Source organism: Ensifer adhaerens (assembly GCF_000697965.2).
GTDB lineage: Bacteria > Pseudomonadota > Alphaproteobacteria > Rhizobiales > Rhizobiaceae > Ensifer > Ensifer adhaerens.
Genome location: NZ_CP015880.1, coordinates 3251644 through 3275704 on the forward strand (window position 1 = coordinate 3251644; position 24061 = coordinate 3275704).

Annotated in this window: 22 protein-coding genes; 10 read left to right on the forward strand and 12 right to left on the reverse strand. The window is 63.3% G+C overall.

Annotation, left to right across the window (positions count from 1 at the left end; all coding sequences use genetic code 11):
* Positions 1 to 18: 18 nt before the first annotated feature.
* Together modB and modC are read left to right on the forward strand one after the other, a co-directional pair.
* Entirely contained in the window at positions 19 to 720 is a 702-nt protein-coding gene (modB, locus tag FA04_RS15905) for a molybdate ABC transporter permease subunit (RefSeq protein WP_034787131.1), read from the forward strand.
* Entirely contained in the window at positions 717 to 1790 is a 1074-nt protein-coding gene (gene modC, locus FA04_RS15910; protein WP_034787133.1) for a molybdenum ABC transporter ATP-binding protein, read from the forward strand. The genes modB and modC overlap by 4 nt, the downstream gene beginning before the upstream one ends.
* A gap of 84 nt (positions 1791 to 1874) precedes the next feature.
* On the opposite strand, the gene FA04_RS15915 is transcribed toward modC, so the two are convergent.
* Positions 1875 to 2276 carry a winged helix-turn-helix domain-containing protein gene (locus FA04_RS15915; RefSeq protein WP_051659096.1) on the reverse strand — a complete coding sequence of 134 codons (402 nt, stop codon included), beginning with the start codon at positions 2274 to 2276 and terminating at the stop codon, positions 1875 to 1877.
* A gap of 185 nt (positions 2277 to 2461) precedes the next feature.
* On the opposite strand from FA04_RS15915, the gene FA04_RS15920 reads away from it, so the two are divergent.
* From FA04_RS15920 to FA04_RS15945, 6 genes are all read left to right on the forward strand, one after another.
* Positions 2462 to 3793, forward strand: coding sequence for an NAD(P)/FAD-dependent oxidoreductase (locus tag FA04_RS15920; RefSeq protein WP_034787143.1), 1332 nt, complete (start codon positions 2462 to 2464; stop codon positions 3791 to 3793).
* Positions 3794 to 4213: 420 nt separating this feature from the next.
* Positions 4214 to 5446, forward strand: coding sequence for a 3-methyl-2-oxobutanoate dehydrogenase (2-methylpropanoyl-transferring) subunit alpha (locus tag FA04_RS15925; protein WP_034787158.1), 1233 nt, complete (start codon positions 4214 to 4216; stop codon positions 5444 to 5446).
* A 1-nt stretch (position 5447) separates the two neighbouring features.
* Positions 5448 to 6461, forward strand: a complete 1014-nt coding sequence (locus tag FA04_RS15930; protein WP_034787163.1) for an alpha-ketoacid dehydrogenase subunit beta — start codon at positions 5448 to 5450, stop codon at positions 6459 to 6461.
* A 1-nt stretch (position 6462) separates the two neighbouring features.
* Positions 6463 to 7761: a dihydrolipoamide acetyltransferase family protein gene (locus tag FA04_RS15935; protein ID WP_034787169.1), complete on the forward strand. Its 1299-nt coding sequence runs from the start codon at positions 6463 to 6465 to the stop codon at positions 7759 to 7761.
* A gap of 7 nt (positions 7762 to 7768) precedes the next feature.
* On the forward strand, positions 7769 to 9163 hold the full coding sequence (lpdA, locus tag FA04_RS15940) for a dihydrolipoyl dehydrogenase (protein WP_034787174.1): 1395 nt from the start codon (positions 7769 to 7771) through the stop codon (positions 9161 to 9163).
* A gap of 135 nt (positions 9164 to 9298) precedes the next feature.
* Positions 9299 to 10480, forward strand: coding sequence for an acetyl-CoA C-acyltransferase (locus tag FA04_RS15945; RefSeq protein WP_034787179.1), 1182 nt, complete (start codon positions 9299 to 9301; stop codon positions 10478 to 10480).
* A gap of 99 nt (positions 10481 to 10579) precedes the next feature.
* Here the strand turns inward: FA04_RS15945 and purU are convergent, their stop codons facing one another.
* From purU to hmgA, 5 genes are all read right to left on the reverse strand, one after another.
* Positions 10580 to 11464 (reverse strand): formyltetrahydrofolate deformylase, encoded by an 885-nt coding sequence (gene purU, locus FA04_RS15950; protein WP_034787183.1) that lies wholly within the window; start codon positions 11462 to 11464, stop codon positions 10580 to 10582.
* Positions 11465 to 11662: 198 nt separating this feature from the next.
* A complete protein-coding gene (maiA, locus tag FA04_RS15955) occupies positions 11663 to 12301 on the reverse strand; it encodes a maleylacetoacetate isomerase (protein WP_034787186.1) in 639 nt (212 codons plus the stop codon).
* A gap of 20 nt (positions 12302 to 12321) precedes the next feature.
* Positions 12322 to 13347: a fumarylacetoacetate hydrolase family protein gene (locus FA04_RS15960; RefSeq protein ID WP_034787188.1), complete on the reverse strand. Its 1026-nt coding sequence runs from the start codon at positions 13345 to 13347 to the stop codon at positions 12322 to 12324.
* A 69-nt stretch (positions 13348 to 13416) separates the two neighbouring features.
* The gene (locus tag FA04_RS15965) at positions 13417 to 14286 is read right to left on the reverse strand and encodes an MBL fold metallo-hydrolase (protein ID WP_034787191.1); all 870 of its coding nucleotides are present in this window, start codon (positions 14284 to 14286) and stop codon (positions 13417 to 13419) included.
* The gene (hmgA, locus tag FA04_RS15970) at positions 14283 to 15650 is read right to left on the reverse strand and encodes a homogentisate 1,2-dioxygenase (protein WP_034787194.1); all 1368 of its coding nucleotides are present in this window, start codon (positions 15648 to 15650) and stop codon (positions 14283 to 14285) included. Before hmgA ends, FA04_RS15965 begins: the two co-directional genes overlap by 4 nt.
* 176 nt (positions 15651 to 15826) lie before the next feature.
* Here hmgA and FA04_RS15975 point away from each other — a divergent pair, with 176 nt between their 5' ends.
* Positions 15827 to 16291 (forward strand): MarR family winged helix-turn-helix transcriptional regulator, encoded by a 465-nt coding sequence (locus FA04_RS15975; RefSeq protein ID WP_034787197.1) that lies wholly within the window; start codon positions 15827 to 15829, stop codon positions 16289 to 16291.
* 4 nt (positions 16292 to 16295) lie between these two features.
* Here the strand turns inward: FA04_RS15975 and FA04_RS15980 are convergent, their stop codons facing one another.
* Entirely contained in the window at positions 16296 to 16775 is a 480-nt protein-coding gene (locus tag FA04_RS15980; protein WP_034787199.1) for an Lrp/AsnC family transcriptional regulator, read from the reverse strand.
* Between the two features lie 131 nt (positions 16776 to 16906).
* Between FA04_RS15980 and hppD the strand changes: the two genes are divergently transcribed.
* On the forward strand, positions 16907 to 18019 hold the full coding sequence (gene hppD, locus FA04_RS15985; RefSeq protein ID WP_034787202.1) for a 4-hydroxyphenylpyruvate dioxygenase: 1113 nt from the start codon (positions 16907 to 16909) through the stop codon (positions 18017 to 18019).
* 159 nt (positions 18020 to 18178) lie between these two features.
* Here the strand turns inward: hppD and FA04_RS15990 are convergent, their stop codons facing one another.
* From FA04_RS15990 to FA04_RS16010, 5 genes are read right to left on the reverse strand one after another with little or no spacing between them, the layout of a single operon-like run.
* Positions 18179 to 19135, reverse strand: coding sequence for a glycoside hydrolase family 26 protein (locus FA04_RS15990; RefSeq protein ID WP_034787204.1), 957 nt, complete (start codon positions 19133 to 19135; stop codon positions 18179 to 18181).
* Positions 19136 to 19158: 23 nt separating this feature from the next.
* Entirely contained in the window at positions 19159 to 19674 is a 516-nt protein-coding gene (locus FA04_RS15995) for a DUF995 domain-containing protein (protein ID WP_034787207.1), read from the reverse strand.
* Positions 19675 to 19724: 50 nt separating this feature from the next.
* Positions 19725 to 21689: a glycosyltransferase family 2 protein gene (locus tag FA04_RS16000; RefSeq protein ID WP_063979552.1), complete on the reverse strand. Its 1965-nt coding sequence runs from the start codon at positions 21687 to 21689 to the stop codon at positions 19725 to 19727.
* The gene (gene galE / locus FA04_RS16005; RefSeq protein ID WP_034787210.1) at positions 21686 to 22669 is read right to left on the reverse strand and encodes a UDP-glucose 4-epimerase GalE; all 984 of its coding nucleotides are present in this window, start codon (positions 22667 to 22669) and stop codon (positions 21686 to 21688) included. Before galE ends, FA04_RS16000 begins: the two co-directional genes overlap by 4 nt.
* Position 22670: 1 nt before the next feature.
* The gene (locus FA04_RS16010) at positions 22671 to 23711 is read right to left on the reverse strand and encodes a UDP-glucuronic acid decarboxylase family protein (protein WP_082566281.1); all 1041 of its coding nucleotides are present in this window, start codon (positions 23709 to 23711) and stop codon (positions 22671 to 22673) included.
* Positions 23712 to 24061 lie beyond the last annotated feature (350 nt).

Here is a 24061-nt window from a genome sequence, read left to right on the forward strand (position 1 = left end):
ATTGGGGAGCGATATCCATTGGACTGGCTTGCAGTGAGCGATGCGGAATGGACGGCGATCCTGTTGAGCCTGCGTGTCGCAACCGTCGCAATGATCTGCAGCCTGCCCTTCGCACTCGTCGTCGCCATGCTGCTTGCCCGCGGGCGCTTCTGGGGCAAGACACTGCTGAACGGCCTCGTTCATCTGCCGCTGATCCTGCCGCCTGTCGTCACCGGCTTCCTGCTGCTCCTGCTTTTCGGCCGCCGCGGCCCGCTCGGCGCCTTCTTCGCCGATTATTTTGGCCTCGTCTTTTCCTTCCGCTGGACCGGCGCTGCCCTTGCCTGCGCCGTCATGGCCTTCCCGTTGATGGTGCGCAGCATCCGCCTGTCGATCGAGGCGGTTGACCGCAAGCTCGAGGACGCGGCGACCACGCTCGGCGCGAGCCCCCTCTGGGTCTTTGCCACCGTCACGCTGCCGCTGATCATTCCCGGCATCATCGCCGGCATGATCATCGCCTTTGCCAAGGCGATGGGCGAGTTCGGCGCCACGATCACCTTCGTCTCCAACATTCCCGGCGAGACGCAGACGCTTTCGGCCGCCATCTACACCTTCACCCAGGTGCCCGGTGGCGATGCCGGCGCCATGCGGCTGACAATCATTTCCGTCATCATTTCCATGGCCGCGCTGATCCTCTCGGAACTGCTGGCGACATTTGCCGCGCGCCGGGTGGCAGCCCAATGAGCCTTACCGTCGAAGCTCATCATCAACTCGGCAATTTTGCGCTCGACGCCGCCTTCACCTCGGATGGAGGCGTGACCGCGCTGTTCGGCCGCTCCGGCTCCGGCAAGACCTCGCTCATCAACATCATCGCCGGGCTTATGAAGCCCGAAAGCGGACGTGTCCTGCTCGATGGCGACGTTATCGCCGACAGCGAGAGGAGAATCTTCACGCCGGTGCATCGCCGGCGCTTCGGCTATGTCTTCCAGGAGGCCCGGCTGTTTCCGCATTTGAGCTCACGCCGCAACCTCGCCTATGGCCGCTGGTTCGCCGGCAAGAGCGGCACCGGCAATGAGTTTACCCGCATCGTCGACCTGCTCGGCATCGGCCATCTGCTCGAACGCAACCCTTCGGCCCTTTCCGGCGGCGAAAAGCAGCGCGTCGCCATCGGCCGAGCCTTGCTCGCGGCACCGCGCCTGCTTTTGATGGATGAGCCGCTGGCCGCGCTCGACGAGGCGCGCAAGGCCGAAATCCTGCCCTATCTCGAACGGCTGCGCGACGATGCCCGCATACCGATCGTCTATGTCAGCCACTCGGTCGGCGAAGTCGCCCGGTTGGCCCGGCGCGTGGTCGTGCTCGAAAACGGTCGGGTCACCGCATCGGGCGCGGCCGCCGAGGTGTTGAGCGCGCCCGCCGCAACGCTTGCCACCGGCAGGCGCGAAGCCGGTGTCCTGCTGGAGGGCGAAGTCGAGGGAACCGATCCGGTGCACGAACTGACGACCGTCCGGGTCGGACGGGAACGGCTGCGCATCGCCGGTGTCAGCGCGACGGCCGGCGTCAGGCTTCGCCTGCACATAGCCGCCCGCGACGTCATGCTGGCGACCTCAAGGCCAGTGGAAATCAGTGCGCTCAATGTGCTCGAAGGGCGCATTCTGACGCTGACATCGGAGGAGGATGGCAGCGTCGATGTCCGGGTGACTTGCGGCGATGCGACGATTGCCGCCCGCATCACCCGCTTTTCCTGCGACGCGCTGCAGCTTGTTCCCGGCAGAACCGTCTATGCCGTCATCAAGTCGGTCGCGATCGATCACTAAAGCCTGTCGCATGAAAACGCATTCGCGCGCCAGGCTCTAAGCTCTTGTTTTTATGCACCGCTGCACACTTTTGCGCGACATGCACTAGGCCTTTTGGGAAACAGCCTCGGCCGTATCGGACGCTGGTGTATCGCTGCTCCGAACGGATTCGAGCCAGGCCAGATCCTCGCCGATCGCAAAGCGTGCCTTCTCCTCCATCTCGCGGTAGCGCCGGATAAGCTCTTCGCCGAACGGCGTCACCAAGGCTCCGCCACCCTGCTTGCCGCCGCGCTGCGATTCTACCGAAGGCTCGCTGAACATCCGGTTCAGGGCATCGACCAGCAGCCAGGCGCGGCGGTACGACATGTCCATCGCCCGCCCGGCGGCGGAGATGGAGCCGGTCTCGCGGATCAGTTCGAGCAAGAGGATCTTGCCGCGGCCGAGCCGGTCGGCGGGCGGAAAATCGATGCGCAGGACGGGGCGAAGATCAGGGCGGCTCTCACTCATGCGCGCGAGCATAGAAGCACGCGCAAAATTCCGAAAGACCGTCTCGCGGCGAACCGGACGGGTTGGCGATAAAAGATTGCCAGCAACCGAGCGCCGGCCGACGACGGCCAGATTGCAGGTCTTGATCTCGCGGCGGCGGCATGCACCGATGACCGCGACACCTCCTGCCCGAAAGTGCCCTCCCCATGCCCGGCCCCACGCTCGATCCGATCGCCACAGACACCATCCTGCCCGCCAGGGCCGACGTCGTCATCGTCGGCGGCGGCATCATCGGCGTCAGCACCGCCCTCTTCCTTGCCGAACGCGGTATCAACGTCGTGCTCTGCGAGAAGGGCACGCCCGGCGCCGAGCAATCGAGCCGCAACTGGGGCTGGGTTCGGGTGATGGGCCGTGACGAGCGCGAAATCCCGCTGGCGATCGAGGCGCTGAAGATCTGGGACACGCTCGACACGCGCATCAGTGGCGAGACCGGCTTTCGCCGCAGCGGCATCCTCTATATCTCCGAGAATGAGCGCGACATCGCCAATCGCGACGCATGGCTTGCCATGGCCCGACCCTACGGCGTCGACAGCGTGCAACTCAGCTCCGACACGACAGAGGCGATGATGCCGGGCGCCGCCATCCGCTACCAAGGCGGGCTCTTCACGCCGAGCGACGGCCGGGCAGAACCGCAGAAGGCGGTGCCCGCGATTGTCGCCGGTGCACGCCGCGCCGGTGCCCGTATCCTGACGGGCTGCGCCGTGCGCGGGGTCGAAAAGGCAGCGGGCCGGATCTCCGCCGTCGTCACCGAGAGAGGCCGCATCGAGACGTCGACCGTCATCGTCGCCGGCGGCGCCTGGTCCAGGCTCTTTCTCAAAAGCCTCGGCATCCGGCTGCCGCAGCTGAAGGTGCGGAATACGGTGTTGAGAACCGGGCCGGTCTCCGGCGGTCCGGAAGGGGCCGGCGCAACCGCGACCTATGCCTATCGCAAGCGCCTCGATGGCGGTTACACGATTGCCGACGGTGCCGCCAACCTGCACGCGGTCGTGCCCGACAGCTTCGCATTCTTCCGGGATTTCCAGCCGGCGCGAAAGGCGGAGGGCGATGCCGTGCAGGTGGGCATCAACGCCCAGAGCTGGAACGAATTGTTCGAGATCGGCACCGTCCCGCTCGACCGGCCCGGCGCCTTCGAACGCCACCGCGTGCTCGATCCCAATCCGGATTCGCGGCGCGCCCTGCGGGCCCTCGACGCCGCCGGCAGGGCCTTGCCATTCCTGCGCAAAACCAAGGTGCAACAGATATGGGGAGGACTGATCGATGTGATGCCCGATGCCGTCCCCGTCATCTCACCCGCCGAAACCGTTCCGGGCCTCATTGTCGCGACGGGTTTTTCCGGCCACGGTTTTGGCATCGGGCCTGGCGCCGGACACCTCGTCGCTGACCTCGTAACCGGCGAGAAACCGATCGTCGATCCGACGCCATTCCGGCTCTCGCGCTTCCTCGATGGAACGCCGATCACCATCGCCCCGCCGGTCTGAGCGCTACCGCCGACGGATCGCCGCGAAAGAAAATTACCGGCAACGACCGGCAAGAAGGTGAACGACACAACGCGTGGGCGCACTCCCGGCAGGATTCTATCTTTCTTCGCCTGCCCCTGCCCCGCAACACGGAAAGACCTTCATAAGCCCCGGAACTCGTGGCAGTCTGTGAGCATTCCCGTCGGGAGAGCGGGGGCTTTTAGGAGGAGTCTGTGCAGACCTTGGGCGGAGGAGCCTTGCCGGTCACATTGCACGTCCTCGTACACCTCAGGCCCATCGTTATCCCGTCCCAGAGCATTTCCAGCGAGGGTCTTAGCGCCTTTGCGTCCGGAAATGCGTGAGAACAGAAATGAAGAGCGGTTCGACTCGAACCGATCTTGATTTGGTGCACTGCGCACTCCGGAGGAGGCCGGAAACCGCATGAGCGATCTCGATCGACTTAGCCTGCATGTCCCCGAACCCGCCGTTCGGCCCGGCGGCCAGCCGGATTTCTCCAACGTCAAGATCCCGAAGGCCGGCTCCGTGCCGCGCCCGGAGGTGGACGTCGCGCCGGAAGAGATGCGCGACCTCGCCTATTCGATCATCCGCGTCTTGAACCGCGACGGCGAAGCGGTCGGTCCCTGGGCCGGGCTGCTTTCGGATGACGAGTTGCTCTCCGGCCTCAGGCACATGATGCTGCTGCGCGCCTTCGATGCGCGCATGGTCATGGCGCAGCGCCAGGGCAAGACCTCCTTCTACATGCAGCATCTGGGCGAAGAGGCCGTCAGTTGCGCCTTCCGCAAGGCGTTGGTGAAGGGCGACATGAACTTCCCGACCTATCGACAGGCCGGTCTTCTGATCGCCGACGGCTATCCCATGGTCGAGATGATGAACCAGATCTTCTCGAACGAGAGCGACCCTCTGCGCGGCCGGCAGCTGCCGATCATGTATTCCTCCAAGGAGCATGGCTTCTTCACCATCTCCGGCAACCTCGCCACCCAATATGTGCAGGCGGTCGGCTGGGCGATGGCGTCGGCCATCAAGCGCGACACCAAGATCGCAGCCGCCTGGATCGGCGACGGCTCGACGGCGGAATCGGACTTCCACTCGGCGCTCGTCTTTGCCTCCACCTACAAGGCGCCCGTTATCCTCAACATCGTCAACAATCAGTGGGCGATCTCGACCTTCCAGGGCATCGCCCGCGGCGGCTCCGGCACCTTTGCCGCCCGCGGCCTCGGCTTCGGCATCCCGGCCCTGCGCGTCGACGGCAACGACTATCTCGCCGTCTACGCCGTCGCCAAATGGGCGGCCGAGCGCGCCCGTCGCAATCTCGGTCCGACACTGATCGAATACGTCACCTACCGCGTCGGCGCCCATTCGACCTCCGACGATCCGAGCGCCTATCGCCCGAAGACGGAATCCGAAGCCTGGCCACTCGGCGATCCAGTCTTGAGATTGAAGAAGCACCTCATCCTTCGCGGCGCCTGGTCGGAAGAGCGTCATGCGCAGGCGGAAGCCGAGATCACCGACGAAGTGATCCAGGCCCAGAAACAGGCCGAGGGCCACGGCACGCTGCATGCCGGCGGCAAGCCGTCGGTGCGCGATATCTTCGAGGGCGTCTATGCCGAGATGCCGCCGCACATTCGCCGCCAGCGGCAGAAGGCAGGATACTGATATGGCCAGAATGACAATGATCGAAGCCGTGCGCAGCGCCATGGATGTCTCCATGGAACGCGACGACAATGTCGTCGTCTTCGGCGAGGACGTCGGCTATTTCGGCGGCGTCTTCCGTTGCACGCAGGGGCTCCAGGCGAAATACGGCAAGACCCGCTGTTTCGACGCGCCGATCAGCGAAAGCGGCATCGTCGGCACGGCGATCGGCATGGCCGCCTACGGGCTGAAGCCCTGCGTCGAGATCCAGTTCGCCGACTATATGTATCCGGCCTACGACCAGATCACCCAGGAAGCGGCCCGTATTCGTTACCGCTCCAACGGTGATTTCACCTGCCCGATCGTCCTGCGCATGCCGACCGGCGGCGGCATCTTCGGTGGCCAGACGCATAGTCAGAGCCCCGAAGCGCTTTTCACCCATGTCTGCGGCCTGAAAGTCGTCGTGCCCTCCAATCCCTACGACGCCAAGGGCCTGCTGATCGCCTCGATCGAGGATCCGGATCCGGTGATGTTCCTGGAACCGAAGCGGCTCTACAACGGCCCCTTCGACGGCCATCATGACCGGCCAGTCATTCCCTGGTCGAAACACGATCTCGGCGAGGTGCCGGAAGGCCACTACACCGTTCCGATCGGCAAGGCGGAAGTCCGCCGAGAGGGCTCCGCCGTCACCGTCGTCGCCTATGGCACCATGGTGCACGTGGCGCTCGCGGCTGCCGAGGAAACCGGCATCGACGCCGAGGTGATCGACCTGCGCAGTCTGCTGCCGCTCGACCTCGATACGATCGTCAAGTCGGTGGAAAAGACCGGGCGCTGCGTCGTCGTGCACGAAGCGACGCTGACGTCGGGCTTCGGCGGCGAAGTGGCCGCCCTCGTGCAGGAGCACTGCTTCTACCATCTCGAAGCGCCCGTCGTGCGCGTCGCCGGCTGGGACACGCCCTACCCGCACGCGCAGGAATGGGACTATTTCCCCGGCCCCGCGCGCGTCGGACGCGCGCTCGTCGAAGTGATGGAGGCCTGACATGGGCGAATTCGTAATCAAGATGCCCGATGTCGGCGAAGGCGTGGCCGAGGCTGAACTCGTCGAATGGCATGTGAAGCCCGGTGACCCCGTGCGCGAGGACATGGTGCTCGCCGCCGTGATGACCGACAAGGCGACCGTCGAAATCCCCTCGCCCGTCACCGGCACCGTGCTCTGGCTCGGCGCCGAGGTAGGCGACACCGTTGCGGTGAAGGCGCCGCTCGTGCGCATCGAAATATCAGGCGAAGGCGAAACGGCTGCTCCCGTGGAAGAGAAGCCTGTCGCGAAGGTGGAAGAAAAACCCGCAGTGAAGACTGAGGCGCCCGCGCCGGTCTCCAAGCCGGCCCAGCCCGCCAAGGTCGAGGTCAAGGCGCCGACCACGAACGGTGTCCACGCCAACGGCGCACATGCCGCTGGCGAACGATTGGAGAAGGCCCTTGCCTCGCCGGCGGTGCGCCTGCGCGCCAAGGAAAGCGGCGTCGATCTGCGCCAGGTGACCGGCACCGGTCCGGCTGGCCGCATCACCCATGATGACCTCGACCAGTTCATCGCCCGCGGCGCTCAGCCGGCGCTTGCGCCGGCCGGCCTGCAGCGCAAGACCGCCGTCGACGAGATCAAGGTAACCGGCCTTCGCCGTCGCATCGCCGAGAAGATGTCGCTTTCGACCTCGCGCATTCCCCACATCACCTATGTGGAAGAGGTCGACATGACGGCGCTCGAGGACCTGCGGACGACGATGAACCGCGACCGCAAACCCGACCAGCCGAAGCTGACCATCCTGCCCTATCTGATGCGCGCGCTCGTGCGCACCATTGCCGATCAACCCGCCGTCAATGCCACTTTCGACGACGGCGCCGGCATCATCAGCCGCCATCACGGCGTGCATATCGGCATCGCCACGCAGACCCCGGCCGGCCTCACCGTTCCGGTCGTGCGCCATGCCGAAGCCCGCGGCATCTGGGATTGTGCCAACGAGCTCAATCGCCTGGCGGATGCTGCCCGCACCGGCACGGCCACCCGCGACGAGCTCACCGGATCGACCATCACCATCTCTTCGCTCGGCGCGCTCGGCGGCATCGTCTCCACGCCGGTCATCAACCATCCGGAAGTGGCGATCATCGGCGTCAACAAGCTCGCCGTCCGGCCGGTCTGGGATGGCACGCAGTTCGTGCCGCGCAAGATCATGAACCTGTCCTCGAGCTTCGATCACCGCGTCATCGACGGCTGGGATGCGGCCGTCTTCGTGCAGCGGCTGAAGACCCTGCTCGAAACGCCGGCGCTTATTTTTGTGGAGGCCTGAGGCGATCATGAAGGAAATTTCCTGCAAGCTGCTCGTCATCGGCGCCGGCCCCGGTGGCTACATCTGCGCAATCCGCGCCGGCCAGCTCGGCATCGACACGGTCATCGTCGAAAAGGCGAAAGCCGGCGGCACCTGCCTCAATGTCGGCTGTATTCCCTCCAAGGCCCTCATCCACGCGGCGGAAGAGTTTCATAAGCTGCGCTCGGCCGCTTCCGGCCGCAGCCCGCTCGGTCTGTCGCTCGCCAATCCGACAATCGACCTCGCCCGCACCATCGCCTGGAAAGACGGCATCGTCGGACGGCTGAACGGCGGCGTCATCGGCCTTCTGAAGAAGTCGGGTGTCAAGGCGGTGATCGGCACCGCCCGTTTCGTCGACGGCAAGACCGTCGATGTCGAGACCGAGATCGGACTGCAGCGCATCCGCGCCGAGACGATCGTCATTGCCACCGGCTCGGCGCCGGTCGAGCTGCCCGACCTGCCATTCGGCGGGTCGATCATTTCCTCGACCGAGGCCCTGTCGCTGAAAAGCGTGCCGAAGAGCATCGCCGTCATCGGCGGCGGTTACATCGGTCTCGAACTTGGCACCGCTTTCGCCAAGCTCGGCAGCCACGTGACCGTACTCGAAGCGCAGCCGCGCATTCTGCCGCTCTATGACGCCGATCTGACGAAACCGATCGCCAAGCGTCTCGGCGAACTCGGCATCGAGGTCTTCACCCAGACGGTCGCCAAGAGCTACTCCGCCGAAACCGGCAGCCTGCAAGCCGAACACAACGGTCGCGCAATCGATGTCGCCGCCGAAAAGGTGCTGGTCACCGTCGGCCGCAAACCCGTGACCGAGGGCGTCGGCCTTGAGGAAATCGACCTCGACCGCACTGGCCGCTTCATCCGCATCGACGACCAGTGCCGGACGTCCATGCGCGGCATCTATGCGATCGGCGACGTCACCGGCGAGCCGATGCTGGCGCACCGCGCCATGGCGCAAGGGGAAATGGTGGCGGAGATCGTCGCCGGTCACAAGCGCAACTGGGACAAGCGCTGCATCCCGGCCGTCTGCTTCACCGATCCGGAGATCGTCACCGCAGGGCTCTCGCCCGACGAGGCGCGTGCGAGCGGCATCGAGATCAAGATCGGCCAGTTCCCCTTCCAGGCGAATGGCCGCGCCATGACGACGCTTGCCGAAGACGGTTTCGTTCGCATCGTCGCTCGCGCCGACAACCACCTGGTGCTCGGCATCCAGGCCGTCGGCCACGGCGTCTCGGAACTCTCGGCAAGCTTCAGCCTGGCGATCGAAATGGGCGCGCGCCTCGAAGACATCGCCGGCACGATCCATGCGCATCCGACGCAATCGGAAGCTTTCCAGGAGTCCGCGTTGAAGGCGCTGGGGCACGCGCTGCATATCTGACGTCGAGGGGCGGTTGGGGCAAAAGTGCCCCTCATCCGGCCTGCCGGCCACCTTCTCCCCGCCACGCGGGGAGAAGGACACACGCGGGTGACGCACTCGCGCCAACCATTGCCTTTTGCCGTATGGGAGAAAGACATGAGCAGAACTGACCCGATCGTCATCGTTTCGGCGGCCCGCACGCCAATGGGCGCCTTTCAGGGCAGCCTCAAGGATTTGACCGCGCCGGAAATCGGCGCCATAGCGCTCAAAGCCGCACTCGATCGTGCCGGCCTTGATGCTGTCGACGAGGTGTTGATGGGCAATGTGCTGCCGGCCGGCATTGGCCAGAACCCGGCGCGCCAGGCAGCCCTTGGCGCCGGCCTCGGCAAGGAAACGCCGTCGACGACCATCTCCAAGGTCTGCGGCTCCGGCATGAAGGCGCTGATGCTTGGCCACGATGCTCTGCTGTCCGGTAGCGCGTCGGTGCTTGCGGTCGGCGGCATGGAGTCGATGACCAACGCGCCCTATCTGCTGCCGAAAGCGCGCGGCGGCTTCCGCCTGGGTCATGGCGAAGTCAAGGACCACATGTTCCTCGATGGCCTCGAAGACGCCTATTCCGGCCGGCTGATGGGCACCTATGCCGAGGACACGGCCGAGCACTATCAGTTCTCGCGCGCCGATCAGGACGGCTTTGCGCTGCGATCTCTGGAGCGCGCAACCCGCGCAGCTGAGGATGGTTCCTTTGCCGAGGAAGTCGTGGCAGTCGCTGGCGCCGGCAAGCGCCAGACCGCCAATCTCGACCGCGACGAACAGCCGACCAAATCGGATCCGTCAAAGATCCCGAAGCTGAAACCCGCCTTCCGCGACGGCGGCAGCGTGACGGCCGCCAATTCGTCGTCGATATCAGACGGGGCAGCGGCGCTGATCCTGATGCGCGCCAGCGAAGCGGAAAAGCGTGGGCTGACCCCGCTTGCTATCGTCGCGGGCCATGCGGGCCACGCCCAGGAGCCGGCCTGGTTCACGACGGCCCCGATTGGCGCAATCGACAAGCTGCTGGCAAGGCTCGCCTGGGAGAAGGGCAGCGTCGGCCTCTACGAAATCAACGAGGCCTTCGCCGTGGTGGCGATGGCGGCGATCCGCGACCTCGGCCTGTCGGACGAGATCGTCAACATCAACGGCGGCGCCTGCGCGCTCGGCCACCCGATCGGCGCATCCGGCGCCCGCATCATCGTGACATTGCTTCACGCCATGCGCGCCAAGGGCGTCAAGCGCGGCATCGCCTCGCTCTGCATCGGCGGCGGCGAGGCGACGGCGGTCGGGCTTGAGCTGTTGCAATAGCGTAGCGCGTTCCGGTCGCCTCGCGCTCCAACCTACGAGAAACGCCGCCGATCGAACCGGCGGCGTTTCTCGTTTTCAGCATGCGATTTGCCTGACGCCTCACCCCATACGCTCGGAAGCATAGGAGCCGGGGCTCGGCGGGAAGACGACGACACGGTTGCCGTTGATGAAGCAACGGTTGTGGATATGGGCGTGCACGGCGCGCGCCAGCACCTGGCTTTCCACGTCGCGGCCGATCGAGACATAGTCTTCGGCGCTCTGGGCGTGGGTGATGCGGGCGATGTCCTGCTCGATGATCGGGCCTTCGTCGAGGTCGGCGGTGACGTAGTGCGCCGTCGCGCCGATCAGCTTCACGCCGCGCTCATAGGCCTGCTTGTAGGGGTTGGCGCCCTTGAACGACGGCAGGAAGGAGTGATGGATGTTGATGATGCGGCCCGACATCTTCTTGCAGAGCGCGTCGGACAGGACCTGCATGTAGCGGGCAAGCACGATCAGTTCGGCGCCGGTCTGGTCGACCAGTTCCAGCAGCTGGGCTTCCGCCTTCGGCTTGTTCTCCTTCGTCACCTTGATGCAGTGGAACGGGATATCGTGGTTGACCACCACCTTCTGGTAGTCGAAGTGGTTGGAGACGACACCGACGATATCGATCGGCAGTGCGCCGATCTTCCAGCGATAGAGCAGGTCGTTGAGGCAATGGCCGAAACGCGACACCATGAGCAGCACCTTCATGCGCTCCTCGCTGTCGCGGATCTCGGCGTTCATGTCGAAGCGCTTCACCACCGCTTCGAAACCTGCCTTCAACTCGTCGAGTTTTGCGCCTTCCTGGCTGATGAAGCTGAGACGCATGAAGAACAGGCCGGTTTCGAGGTCGTCGAACTGCGAACTGTCGGAGATATAACAGCCCTTTTCGGCGAGATAGCCGGTGATCGCGGCGACGATGCCACGGGTGGTCTTGCAGCTGACGTTCAGCACATAGCTTTTCATCGGTATGTCTCTCGCTCCAGAGGTTTTTCCGGCCCCCCTTATACGGCCAGTCATACAAAAACTAGCGCGGCCTTTTCGCCGCCGTCGATCCATTCGCGACATTCGCTTGACGGAACCGGCCAGAGAAGGCGGCCCGCAGGATGCGGGCGCGCCCGAAGGTGCAAGGAGAAGGGATCAAGCGAGAAGCCGCTTGGCCGATCAGCGCGGCGTGCGGTCCGGGTGCGCGCGGGCGAAAGCCTCGATCTCCGCGCAGTTCTGGTCGATCGCGACCAGCCGCGGACAGGCCGAAATATCGACGTCCCATCGGCGGGCATTGTAGACCTGCGGCACAAGGCAGAAATCCGCCATGGTCGGCATGTCGCCATGGCAGAAGCGCCCGGTCGCGGAATGGTCGAGCAACCGTTCGAAGGCGGCAAGCCCCTCGCCGATGAACTTGCGCATCCAGTTGCGCCGCGCCGCCTCGCTGTCCTCGGCATTGGCCATGACGTGGGACACGACGCTGAGATTGCAGACGGGGTGGATGTCCATGGCGATCGCATAGGACAGGCTGCGCACCCGCTGACGACCGATGGCGTCATCCGGCAGGAAGCCGGAGGTTGCCCGGGTCTCGGCGAGGTACTCGATGATGGCGAGCGATTGCGTGAAGCGCTCGCCATCGATCTCAAGGACAGGCACGAGCCCTTGCGGGTTGCGGACCAGATGCCCCGGCGCCTTGTGTGCCTTGGCAAGCAGGTCGACCGGCACAGAACGATAGCTTTCACCGAGGTTGTTGAGCGCGATGCGCACCCGATAGCTCGCCGACGAACGCCAGTAGTCGTAAAGGACGGTCTCGCTCATGCCTTGCCCGTTCGTGTCAGTCAGCCGTTTGCGACTGTGTTGTAAGCTTCGACGGTCTGCTCGATAGCTCCGAAGATGGAATGACCGGTTTTGTCCTTCATCTCGATGCGCACGACGTCGCCGACCCTCAGGAACTGGGTTTTCGGCGCACCGCCGGCGATCGTCTCGATCATCCGGAGTTCAGCGATGCAGGAATAGCCGGCGCCGCCTTCCGCAACGGGCTTGCCCGGTCCGCCGTCGAGCTTGTTGGAAACGGTGCCCGAACCGATGATCGTGCCGGCGGAAAGCGGCCGGGTCTTGGCCGCATGCGCGACCAGCTGCGCAAAATCGAAGGTCATGTCGATGCCGGCATTGGCGCGGCCGAAGGGTTTGCCGTTGAGGTCGACTTGGAGCGGCAGGTGCAGCTTGCCGCCGTCCCAGGCGTCGCCCAGTTCATCCGGCGAAACGGCAACCGGCGAAAAGGCCGACGACGGCTTTGACTGGAAGAAACCAAAACCCTTGGCAAGCTCGGCCGGGATCAACCCGCGCAGCGACACGTCGTTGACGAGCATGACGAGCTGGATCGCCGCCCGTGCCTCGTCGATGGTCGCACCCATCGGCACGTCGTCGACGATGACGGCGACCTCGCCCTCCATGTCGACGCCAAAGGTCTCGTCGGCAAGCGGGATCGGATCGCGCGGCGCAATGAAGCTGTCGGAGCCGCCCTGGTACATCAAGGGATCGGTCCAGAAGCTTGAAGGCATCTCGGCATTGCGGGCCTTGCGCACCAGCTCGACGTGATTGACGTAGGCCGAGCCGTCGGCCCATTGGTAAGCGCGCGGCAACGGCGACAGCGCATCATGTTCATGGAAGCGGATCGTCGGCTGCGAACCGGTCTCGATCCCTTCGGCGACGCGCGCAAGCCGAGGGCCCGCATGCGCCCAGTCGTCGAGCGCTGCCTGCAGCGTGCGGGCGATGTGCCCGACCTCCGAGCAGCGGGTAAGATCGCGGGAGACGACCACGAGCTTTCCGTCGCGCGTACTGTCCTTGAGTGTCGCCAGTTTCATGCAGTCCTCCCTCTCAAACTTCTCATTGTTCCAGACCGAAGACCGCTTCGCGGCCGTCGCGGAATTCCTTTACGCGGACGAATCGTCCGCAATCTTCACAACAAGGCCGTCGGTGGCGATCGTCAAGGCGCCCGCCCAGTTTTTGCGAGCCGCCGCAATCCAGTGGGCCTCAGATATCTCGGGGTCGTCGGCGGGGATGAGGTGATGCAGCACCAGCCGGCCGACGCCGGCAGCCGCCGCGATCGCCGCCGCCTGTTCGGCGAAGCTATGGCTCGCCAGCAGATGCTCCTTCAGCCGCGAGCCATTGCCGGTGCGCGCCACCAGCCGGTCGACGCCTTCGGCGAGCATCGCCTCATGCACGAGGATGTCAGCTCCTTTGGCGAAATCAGCAAGCGGAGGGAAATAGGCCGTATCGGACGAGAACACGACCGAGCCTTCCGCATCGTCGAACCGAAGCGCAAAGCAATCGGTCACCGGCGGATGGTCGACGCGCAGCGCCGAGAGCGTCAGGCCGTTCTCGGAGAAGATCTCGCCTTCCGAAAACTCGATGACCTCGACCAGCATCCGCAGGTCGGGCCGGCCCTCATCGACGATACGGATCTCGATGTCGAAGGCCATCGATTGCAGGAAGCCCTGCCAATAGGCGCGAGTGCCTGTGGGCCCGTAGACGCGTACCGGCTGCGACAACCCCGCGGTCCAGGCCGTGTGAATGAGCGGCCCGAGTTCCAGCACATGATCCGAATGCAGATGGGTAATGACGATCAGGTCCAGCGTCTTCAGCGCCACACCGGCATCGGTCAGTCCGCGCGTGACGCCAAGGCCGCAATCGACGACAACCGTCCGGCCGCCGATTTGAAGCAGAGACGACGTCGGCCACGGGCCGCCCGGCCGGATCGCCGGACCGCCCTTGCTGCCGAGCAAAACCAGGCGTGAACTCAAGACCAATCGCCTTCCGGCGTCCCGTTGAACCGCTTCTTGAGATCCGTCCAGCAGTCGATGTAGTTGTCCTGCAACGTCTCCAGTTCGGCGGCGTAGCGGGTCAGTTGCTGCGGGAAGCGGGTCTCGAACATGAAGGCCATCGTATGGTCGAGCTTCACCGGTTTCAACTCGCTATTCGTCGCTTTGTCGTAGCCCGACGCATCGGGCCCATGCGCCAGCATCATGTTGTGCAGGCTCATGCCGCCAGGCACGAAGCCCTCTTCCTTTGCGTCGTAGCGACCGTAGATCAGCCCCATGAATTCGCTCATGATGTTGCGGTGGTACCAGGGCGGACGGAAAGTGTGTTCAGCCACCAACCAGCGCGGCGGGAAGATAACGAAATCGATATTCGCCGTGCCCTCTTCGCCCGAGGGCGCCGTCAGCACCGTGAAGATCGACGGATCCGGATGGTCAAAGAGGATCGCGCCGACGGGCGAATAGGTCTTGAGGTCGTATTTGTAGGGCGCGTAGTTGCCATGCCAGGCGATGACGTCGAGCGGCGAATGGCCGATCTCGGTTACGTGGAAACCGCCGCACCACTTCACATGCACGCGGCAGGGCGTCTCCTTCTCCTCGAAGGCGGCGACCGGCGTCTTGAAATCGCGCGGATTAGCCAGGCAGTTTGCGCCGATCGGACCGCGATCCGGCAGCGTGAACTTGGCGCCGTAGTTTTCGCAGACATAGCCGCGCCAAACCTTCTCGTCGCCAAGTCGCGTCACCTTGAACATGGTGCCGCGTGGCACGATGCAGATCTCGGAGGGTTCGACGTCCATCTTGCCGAGCTCGGTGAACACCTGGATCGCGCCCATTTCCGGAACGATCAGCAGCTCGCCGTCGGCATTGAAGAAATAGTCGTCCACCATGTCGGCGTTGAAGGCATAGGCATGCGCTGCCATGCCCGAATGCGTCGGCGCATCGCCCGCCGTCGTCATCGTGCGGATGCCCTGCAGGAAGTTCAGCTTTTCCGTCGGCTCCGGCAGTGGATTCCAGCGCAACTGGCCAAGCGCCAGGGAATGCTCGGCGACATGCGGCGCCGTCTTCCAGTGCGGATAGTCGATTTTGTTGAAACGTCCGGTGTGGCGAACGCTCGGGCGGATGCGATAAAGCCAGGACCGCTCGTTGGTGCCGCGCGGCGCGGTAAAGGGGGAGCCCGAAAGCTGCTCGGCATAGAGGCCATAGGCACATTTCTGCGGGCTGTTCTGCCCTTGCGGCAGGGCGCCCGGCAGGCTCTCGGTCTCGAAATCATTGCCGAAGCCGGGCATGTAGCCAAGCGCTTCGTTGGCCTTAGCCAGTGTCCCGGCCTGTTTTCCTGCCTTGTCCAGCATCGTCGATCCTCCTCCTCATGGCACCCTGCTTCGGCTTCGCGAAGCGACCTGTTCACAGGTCCGGCGCAATTCCAAATACCGCGGCGACGGCCTTTTCCCAGGGTGGACGCAGGCGTCGCCTTCGGCATATTAGTTGCAATCGTAACTATCGATTTTGTAACTATCAAGGATGCCCGATGGCCGCCGATGGCTTCGAACTCAATGCCTTCCTACCCTATCGGCTGAACCGCGCCGAGGAGTTCGTCGCGCTGCGCTTTGCCGCCCAGTACAAGGCGCGCTACCAGCTCACGCGCCCGGAATGGCGCACTCTGGCCGCCCTCGGCAGCACAAGCCGCCCGATGACGGCCACCGAAGTCGGCGCGCACTCGGCCATGCACAAGACCAAGGTCAGCCGCGCCGTCGCCTTGCTCGAAGAACGCCGCTGGCTGACGCGGCGCGAAGACGAAAACGACCGCCGCATCGAACATCTGGAACTGACGAAGACCGGCATCCGGGCCTATGGCGAATTGACGGAGCTTGCCGTCCGCTATCAGGCGGAACTCGACACGCTGATCGGGCCGGCCGGGATACAGGCGCTCGCCGTCGGGCTGGAAGCAGTGGAACGCGCTATCGGCAGGTTCGACCCTCCGCCCTCTGCCTGAGGCTTCAGCCCTTCATCCGCTCGGGGATCGGCACGCCCTCGAAGCTCTTCAAGGTTTCAAGCACGATCGACGTCTTCACATGCTGCACGCTGTCGTGCGGCAGAAGCACGTCATTGACGAAGCGCGACAGCCCCGCAAGATCCGGCGTCACCACCCGCATGTGGTAGTCCATCTCGCCGGTGAGCGCATAGGCCTCCAGCACCTCCGGCAGGCCGGAAATGAGCTTGCCGAAGCGCTTGGCATTGTCGCGATTGTGGGTGGCGAGCGTGACCGAGATCACCACCATCAGATCGAGGCCGAGCTTCTGCCGGTCGATCTGTGCCTGGTAGCCGGTGATGTAGCCTTCCGCTTCAAGCCGGGTGCGCCGGCGCGAACATTGCGATGGCGAAAGCGCGATGCGTTCCGACAGTTCGTTGTTGGTCAGATGCCCGTCACGCTGCAATTCGCTGAGGATCTTGAGATCGAACCCGTCAAGCTGCTCCATTCGTGCATCCTAATACGCAATTTTGCATGTTTCGTGCGCCATTCTGTCTAAACCGCGCAAGAATACAAGCATCATGCATGGGAATTGCGTCATACTCCAGCAAAGTTTGGAAGAATAAGAGGAGACTTCCGATGGGCCCCTTCCCGCATGACGCCCCGCCGGCAACGATTACCGCTGACAATCCCGCCGGCACCGACGGCTTCGAGTTCGTCGAATTCGCCCATCCGGAACCGGAAAAGCTGGCCGAGCTCTTTACTCGCATGGGCTACAGCCCGGTCGCCAAACACAGAAGCAAGAACATCACCGTCTGGCGCCAGGGCGACATCAATTACATCCTGAACGCCGAGCCTGGCTCGCACGCCATGCGCTTCGTCGACGAACACGGCCCCTGCGCCCCGTCGATGGCCTGGCGCGTCGTCGATGCCAAGCACGCCTTCGAGCATGCAGTCTCGAAGGGCGCCATCCCTTACGAAGGCAGGGACAAGTGTCTCGATGTCCCGGCGATCGTCGGCATCGGCGGCTCGCTGCTCTATTTCGTCGAGACTTACGGTGCCAAGGGCTCGGCCTACGAGGCCGAATTCGAGTGGACCGGGGAGCGCAATCCGAAGCCCGAGGGCGTCGGCTTCTATTATCTCGACCACCTGACCCACAACGTCTATCGCGGCAATATGGACAAGTGGTGGGCCTTCTACCGCGAACTGTTCAACTTCACGCAGATCCACTTCTTCGACATCGACGGCCGCATCACCGGCCTCGTCAGCCGCGCGATCACCTCGCCCTGCGGCAAGATCCGTATCCCCTTGAACGAGTCCAAGGACGATACGAGCCAGATCGAGGAGTATCTGCGCAAGTACAAGGGCGAAGGCATCCAGCACATCGCCGTCGGCACCGAAGGCATCTACGATGCCACCGACAAGCTGTCGGACAATGGCCTGAAGTTCATGCCGGGGCCGCCGGAGACCTACTACGACATGTCTCACGACCGTGTGCACGGCCATGATGAGCCGATCGACAGGATGAAGAAGCACGGCATCCTCATCGACGGCGAAGGTGTCGTGAACGGTGGCATGACAAAGATCCTCTTGCAGATCTTCTCGAAAACCGTAATCGGCCCTATCTTCTTCGAGTTCATCCAGCGCAAGGGCGACGAGGGTTTCGGCGAGGGCAACTTCCGCGCTCTGTTCGAATCGATCGAAGCCGACCAGATCCGTCGCGGCGAACTGGGTCCGCAGGCGGCCGAGTAAGTCAGGTCCGGCATCGGCCGGACGCCACCGCCCAGTCAAATCAGCCTCTCGCCTCAAGCGAGGGGCTTTTTACTTTGGAGACCTGGGCCACCTGCGAGCCAGCCGCGCCCAGTGTACCCCCCAACGTGCCCCAAGAGGGGCACGCATCGGCGAGATGCCTCAGTTCGTGGCGTCGTTGACCACCCGCCAGTGTGGCCGACCAAGGTCGTGCGGCCAATCGATGACGTCGCGGTCGTTGAAGTAGACGACCTCGGCGAGATTGGGGAACTGCGAATCCGCTTGCGTCGCGGCGTTCATCCAGGGCTGCATATAGGCTTGGCTGCCTTCCCATCCGAGCTCGGCCACCCATATCGGCTTGTTGTATTTGGCGACCAGGTCGTAGCCGGGTTTCAGTGCCTCGGTGAAGGTCTTCGGCGCGCCGTATTCGATCTTGTCAAACGGTTCAAGCCCGAAGACCGAGAGGCCGACGAGATCGACGTAGTCATCGCCCGGATAGTAGTCGACCAGGTTCGGCAGCCCCTTGGGCGACCACATGATCTGCGCTTTTGGCGCTTTCGCCCGCACGATGTCCATCGCGTGCCGGTAGGCCTTGATCCAGTCCTGGGGATCCCAGCCGGCCCAGGAGAAACGCCCGGACGTATCTTCCATTTCCTGGCCCCAGCGCACGATGACTGGGCTCTTCAGCCCGGCAATCGTGTTGGCGATTGCTTCCATGTTGGCGTCATACTCACCTCTGAGCATGCGGTCGCGAAGCTGCGTCGGCGTCAGTTTCCAGTCCAGCGACCAGGACCAGGGCTCGATGGTGATCAGCAGGTTGCGATTGCGCTGGAGCGCGTACTCGTCGGCGACCTGCAGAGAGGCGAGGTCCACGTCTTCCCAAGGCAGGAACAGCGCCTCGGTCGAGACATCGCTCTGGGCGCCGAAATCGCCATGCGGATCATAGGCACCGAACTTCGTTCCGCCCGGGTGAATGACCGGACGTTTATCGCTCATCGTCTGTTCTGCACTGGTCGCAGGATTGGCTTTCTCCTGCGCCAACGCGGATACCAAGCTTGCACTGAGATCCAGCTGGAGAGCCAGAGCCGTGCATAGCGCGAATGCCAATTTGCGTTTCATTTCATCCTCCTGCAGCAGAACGTCTATTTCTTGGCCAGGAACTGTTCCTTCAGCCGGAGTGCCTTGGCCGTGATGTTGTCGTGTGCGACGAAGCGTTTGTACTCGTCACCGGCGCGGGGCTTGGCATGGCTGAAGACGTACCACTTCCCGTTGGGCACCTTGCGTTGATAGACCGTGTCGCCGATCCGGGCGTGACCGAAGCAGCTCCTGGCGTTGCCGGCATTGGCCGAGGTCGTCCAGGTGGCCTGCATGCACATCATGCCGAGGTCGCTGACGTACCAGTTGCCTTCGGCAAAGGAACGATCGCCCTTGCCCTTGTCGACGAACGCCACGAGCTTGCGCCCGTGGGCTTCGAACCGGGCACCGCCTGTCGACCATTCCCAGGTCTTGTTGCGGTAGAGCGAGTAGACCTCATAGGCGCTGAGCGGCTTTGGCTTGACTTCCATCTTCGCCTTGACCGGCTCGGCGCCGAAATAGACCGCGGCCGCTGCCAAAGGCACCAGCAGCGGGAGAGCTATGACTTTCAACGACCCTTTCATTGCATTTCTCCTCGCATTGGAGACCACACACACTCGACTGCTTGCCGTCGTCATGACGGCACATGAAACCGACCGACCTTCCTGGTCGTTATCGTTTCCCTGTTACTTTGTTGGCTGATATTCGATGCACTGATTTCGCCGCGCGCCTGCCCGTCGGATGGCTGTGAAAACCCTCTCCATTTCAGGCGGAAGCGAACGGTTTTGAGATTGGTGCCGCTGCCGGCACCGGCGACCGTGTATCTCGTTTCGGTGAAGCTCACGAACTGCAGGCCGTGCGACAGCGCCTGGGTTGCCTCGGCCCCATGGCGCACGGCCGATTGAGCCGAGAGCACCGAGACCAGCACCAGGCACCCGGCCGTCGCCGCCGTCATCGTCGACCGCGGGATCAGGGCCAACCGGTTTTCGCGTGCGTGGCAAATGAGGATCACCGCCACCAACCCCGCATAGATGAGCGCGTTGATGCCGGCGAAGACATAAAACCCGCGCGCCGTGCCGGCATCGGAGATACCCCAGGCGACCAGAGCCGATGCCAAGGCGAGCACCAGATAGGGCATCAGCACCCGCAGCGGCAAAGGCGCGGCGGCACCGCCACCCTTCGGCGTGATGCGGAAGTCGACGAAGGAGCCCGTCAGATGATCGCGCACCGCCGCAAGGCAACCGAGCAGCGACCAGGGCCAGCGTGCAAACAGGAACAGCGTGCCTTCCCAGCTCAGGACGCGTGCGTCATAGGGCCGGAACGTGCCCGTCGAGCGCCAGAAATAGGCAAGCGCGATCAGCACCAACGAGAGCGGCGCGAAATGCAGCAGAAATTCCGGATAGGTGACGGCGACGAAGGTCCGACCGGAGACGAGCGCCACGATCGGCATCAGGAACATCAGCGCCATGAACGACGAAAACAGCGGATACCAGAGCTGCGAGAACAGGAACTGGAACTTCAGCCGCGGCGACAGCTTCGGCACGTAGACCGGCGAGTATTTCAACAGGATCGTGACGAGGCTTCGCGACCATTGGAACTCCTGAACCACGAGATCGGCGAAATTGGCCGGTCCGTCGCCATGGGCGATCGCGTTCAGCGCATGCACGCCGCGCCAGCCATGGGCATTCATGATCAGCGTTGTCGAATGGTCTTCGGCAAGTTCGGGCCCAAGCCCACCGATCTGCTTCAGGGCCTTGGTCCGAACGGCATAGTGCGAACCGATGCACAGCGGCGCCCAGCCGTTGTTGTAGCCGGCCTGCAGCGAGCCGTGCATGCTGGCCTCCGCGTGGAGCCTCCCGCGCGCTGCCCAGCTGGTGGCGGCGTTGGCATCGCAGATGCTCGGCGCCGAGACATAACCGACCGACGGGTCGTTGAACGGGCGCAGCACCTCGACGAGATAGGTGGTTTCCGGCACATGATCGGCATCGAACTGGGCGACGAAATCGTAGCGCTCGTAGCCATAGTGATCGTAGAAATAGGCGAGGTTTCCCTCCTTGCACCGGGTCCGGCGCGGCCAGGAAGAGCGATGGTAGTCTGCGACGCCCTTTCGCGTGGAGATCATCACCCCGCGCGCCGCGCACCAGGCAATCGTGTCCGGTGACGGATCTTCGTCGGCGAGCCACACGTCGAATTCGCAGCCGGTCTGGTCGAGCATGGCGAGCAGCGTCTTGCGCACCACCGAAAAGGGTTCCGAAGGCGCCTTGGTCACCACCATCGCGACCCGCCCCTGCGGCACCCGGACGGCGCTTGCCGCCATAACCTTCGCGCCGGAAAAGATCACGATGAAATAGACCGGCAGCAGCGTGATCCATCCGACGACCACCGTGATCAGCACATAGGACGGCCAGTCGACGACGTGGGCGGGATCAAGCCACCACTGCCAGAAATACAGGAGGGCGCCAAACCATGCGGCAATGCCGAGGACATGGAGCAGTCGCAGCCGGCCCGAAAACAGGGCGGCGGGCGCCGAAGCGGCCTTCCGGCTCTGCCCGAAGGCGATCGTCTCATCCGGTTTCGCGGTTTCCAGCGACCAGTTCATGAGCGCACCTCCAGGCCGAAGCTCGGCGCGGCCGTCGCGATGATCGTGTCGATGTCCGAAAGCTGCGGACGGAAACCCAGCCTCTGGCGCGCCCAGTTTGTGTCGGCATAGAGAACCGGCGGGTCGCCGGGCCGGCGCGGCAGCATCTGCACCGGAACCGGCCGACCGGTGACCCGGTCGATGGCCGACAGCACCTGCCGGACCGACGTCCCATGGCCAGAACCGAGATTGGCGTGCAACACCTCGCCGCCGTCGCGCAGATAGTTCACCGCCGCCACATGCGCGTCGGCAAGATCGGTCACGTGGATGTAGTCGCGGATGCAGGTGCCATCCGGTGTCGCATAGTCGTCGCCGAAGACATCGAGCCTGTCGATCCGCCCGGCCGCCGCCATCAGCGCACGGGGAATGAGATGCGTTTCCGGATCGTGTTTTTCGGTCAGCTGCCCCTCCGGATCGGCGCCGGCCGCATTGAAGTAGCGCAGCGCCACCGAGCGGATGCCGTAGGCACGGGCATAGTCGCCAAGCATCAGTTCGATCATCAGCTTGGTGCGGCCATAAGGATTGATCGGCAGCTGAACCATGTCCTCGGTAATCGGCAGCTGCGGCGGGATGCCGTAGGTGGCGCACGAGCTGGAAAAGACGATGCGTCCAAGTCCGGTCGCCCGGCAGGCTTCCAGAAGCGCGATGCTGCCGGCGACATTGTTGGTGTAGTATTTTCCGGGATCCTCGACCGATTCCCCGACATAGGCGGATGCGGCAAAGTGGATGAGGCATTCGGGCGAATGGGTCCGGATAGCCGCCGCCAACCGTTCCTTGTCCTCGATCGCCCCCTCCACGAGGGGGCCCCATTTCACGTTGGCTCGATGCCCCGTCGAGAGATTGTCGTAGACGACGGGAACGATGCCCTGCTCAGCCAGACGCTTGCAGGTGTGGCTGCCTATGAAGCCGGCTCCGCCGGTGACCAGTGCGACGCGAGACATGTCATACCGCCTCTCCGGCCACTGCGCGACCGGCCGCACTGAGGCGCTCGTCGAAATGGGCGATCGTGCGCTCAAGGCCTTCGCGCAGCATCACCTTCGGCTCCCATGCGAGCTCGCCACGCGCCTGGGTGATATCGGGTCGCCGCTGGCGGGGATCGTCGGTGGCCGCCGCCAGATGCACGATGCGCGAGCGCGAGCCCGTCATCGAAAGCACCATTCGCGCGAGCTCGAGAACCGTGAACTCTCCGGGATTGCCGAGGTTGATCGGCCCGGTGCACGGGTCGGCCGAGACCGAAAGGCGGAGGAAACCGTCGATCAGGTCGTCGACATAGCAGAAGGACCGGGTCTGGTGCCCGTCACCGTAGATCGTCAGGTCCTTGCCCTGCAGGGCTTGGACGACGAAGTTCGATATCACCCGCCCGTCATCGGGCCGCATGCGCGGACCGTAGGTGTTGAAGATACGCGCGACCTTGATCTTCACGCCGTAAGTCCGGTGGTAGTCGAAGAACAGCGTCTCGGCCGACCGTTTGCCTTCGTCATAGCAGGCTCGCGGCCCGATCGTGTTGACGTTGCCGAAATAGGTTTCCCGCTGCGGACTGGTCAGCGGATCGCCATAGACTTCCGAAGTCGAGGACTGGATGACGGTGGCGCCAGTGGCCTTGGCGTTTTCGAGCGCATGCAGCGCGCCGAGAACGTTCGTCATCAATGTCCCGACCGGGTCCGCCTGATAGTCCGGTGGTGACGCGGGGGAGGCAAAGTTGAAGATGACATCGGCATCGATCAGGTAGGGCTTTCGAACGTCGTGATCGATGATGTGGAGATGGGGGTCCTGCGCCAGATGAGAGAGATTTTCGCGCCGGCCGGTCGAAAAGTTGTCAAGACAGATGACCGTATGACCCAGGGAAATAAGTCTTTCGCAAATATGAGATCCGAGAAAACCACTTCCACCCGTTACTAGTATTCTCTTCGGTATTCCTGCGATCTTCTTAAGAAACTCCCGCTGTCCGACCACGGACAGCGGTCCCGTGACGACCTTTCGCATGCGCACCTCCAATTATTAAACTCACCATTTTCGTTGGTGATTTGGAGACGGGATGCGAGCGCAATAGATAATAAAAATATTCTCTTTATTACAACGACACGCACAACCCGACAAAAAATAAACTATTCAATTTCAATCAATATTTTTTAGATTCTCAATTTCAATATTAGCTAATTATCAAATACGAACCGTCCAGTCAATATGTATGGAATTTATTTCCAGTAAATAATCCAAAATTACAACAAATTACTATTGACATAATCATATGTGATTACATTTCAGCCAATCCAGGCCAAAAGTAACGAAATATTTACCAGTATATTCTAGGGTAATTTTCGGTGTGATCTTTC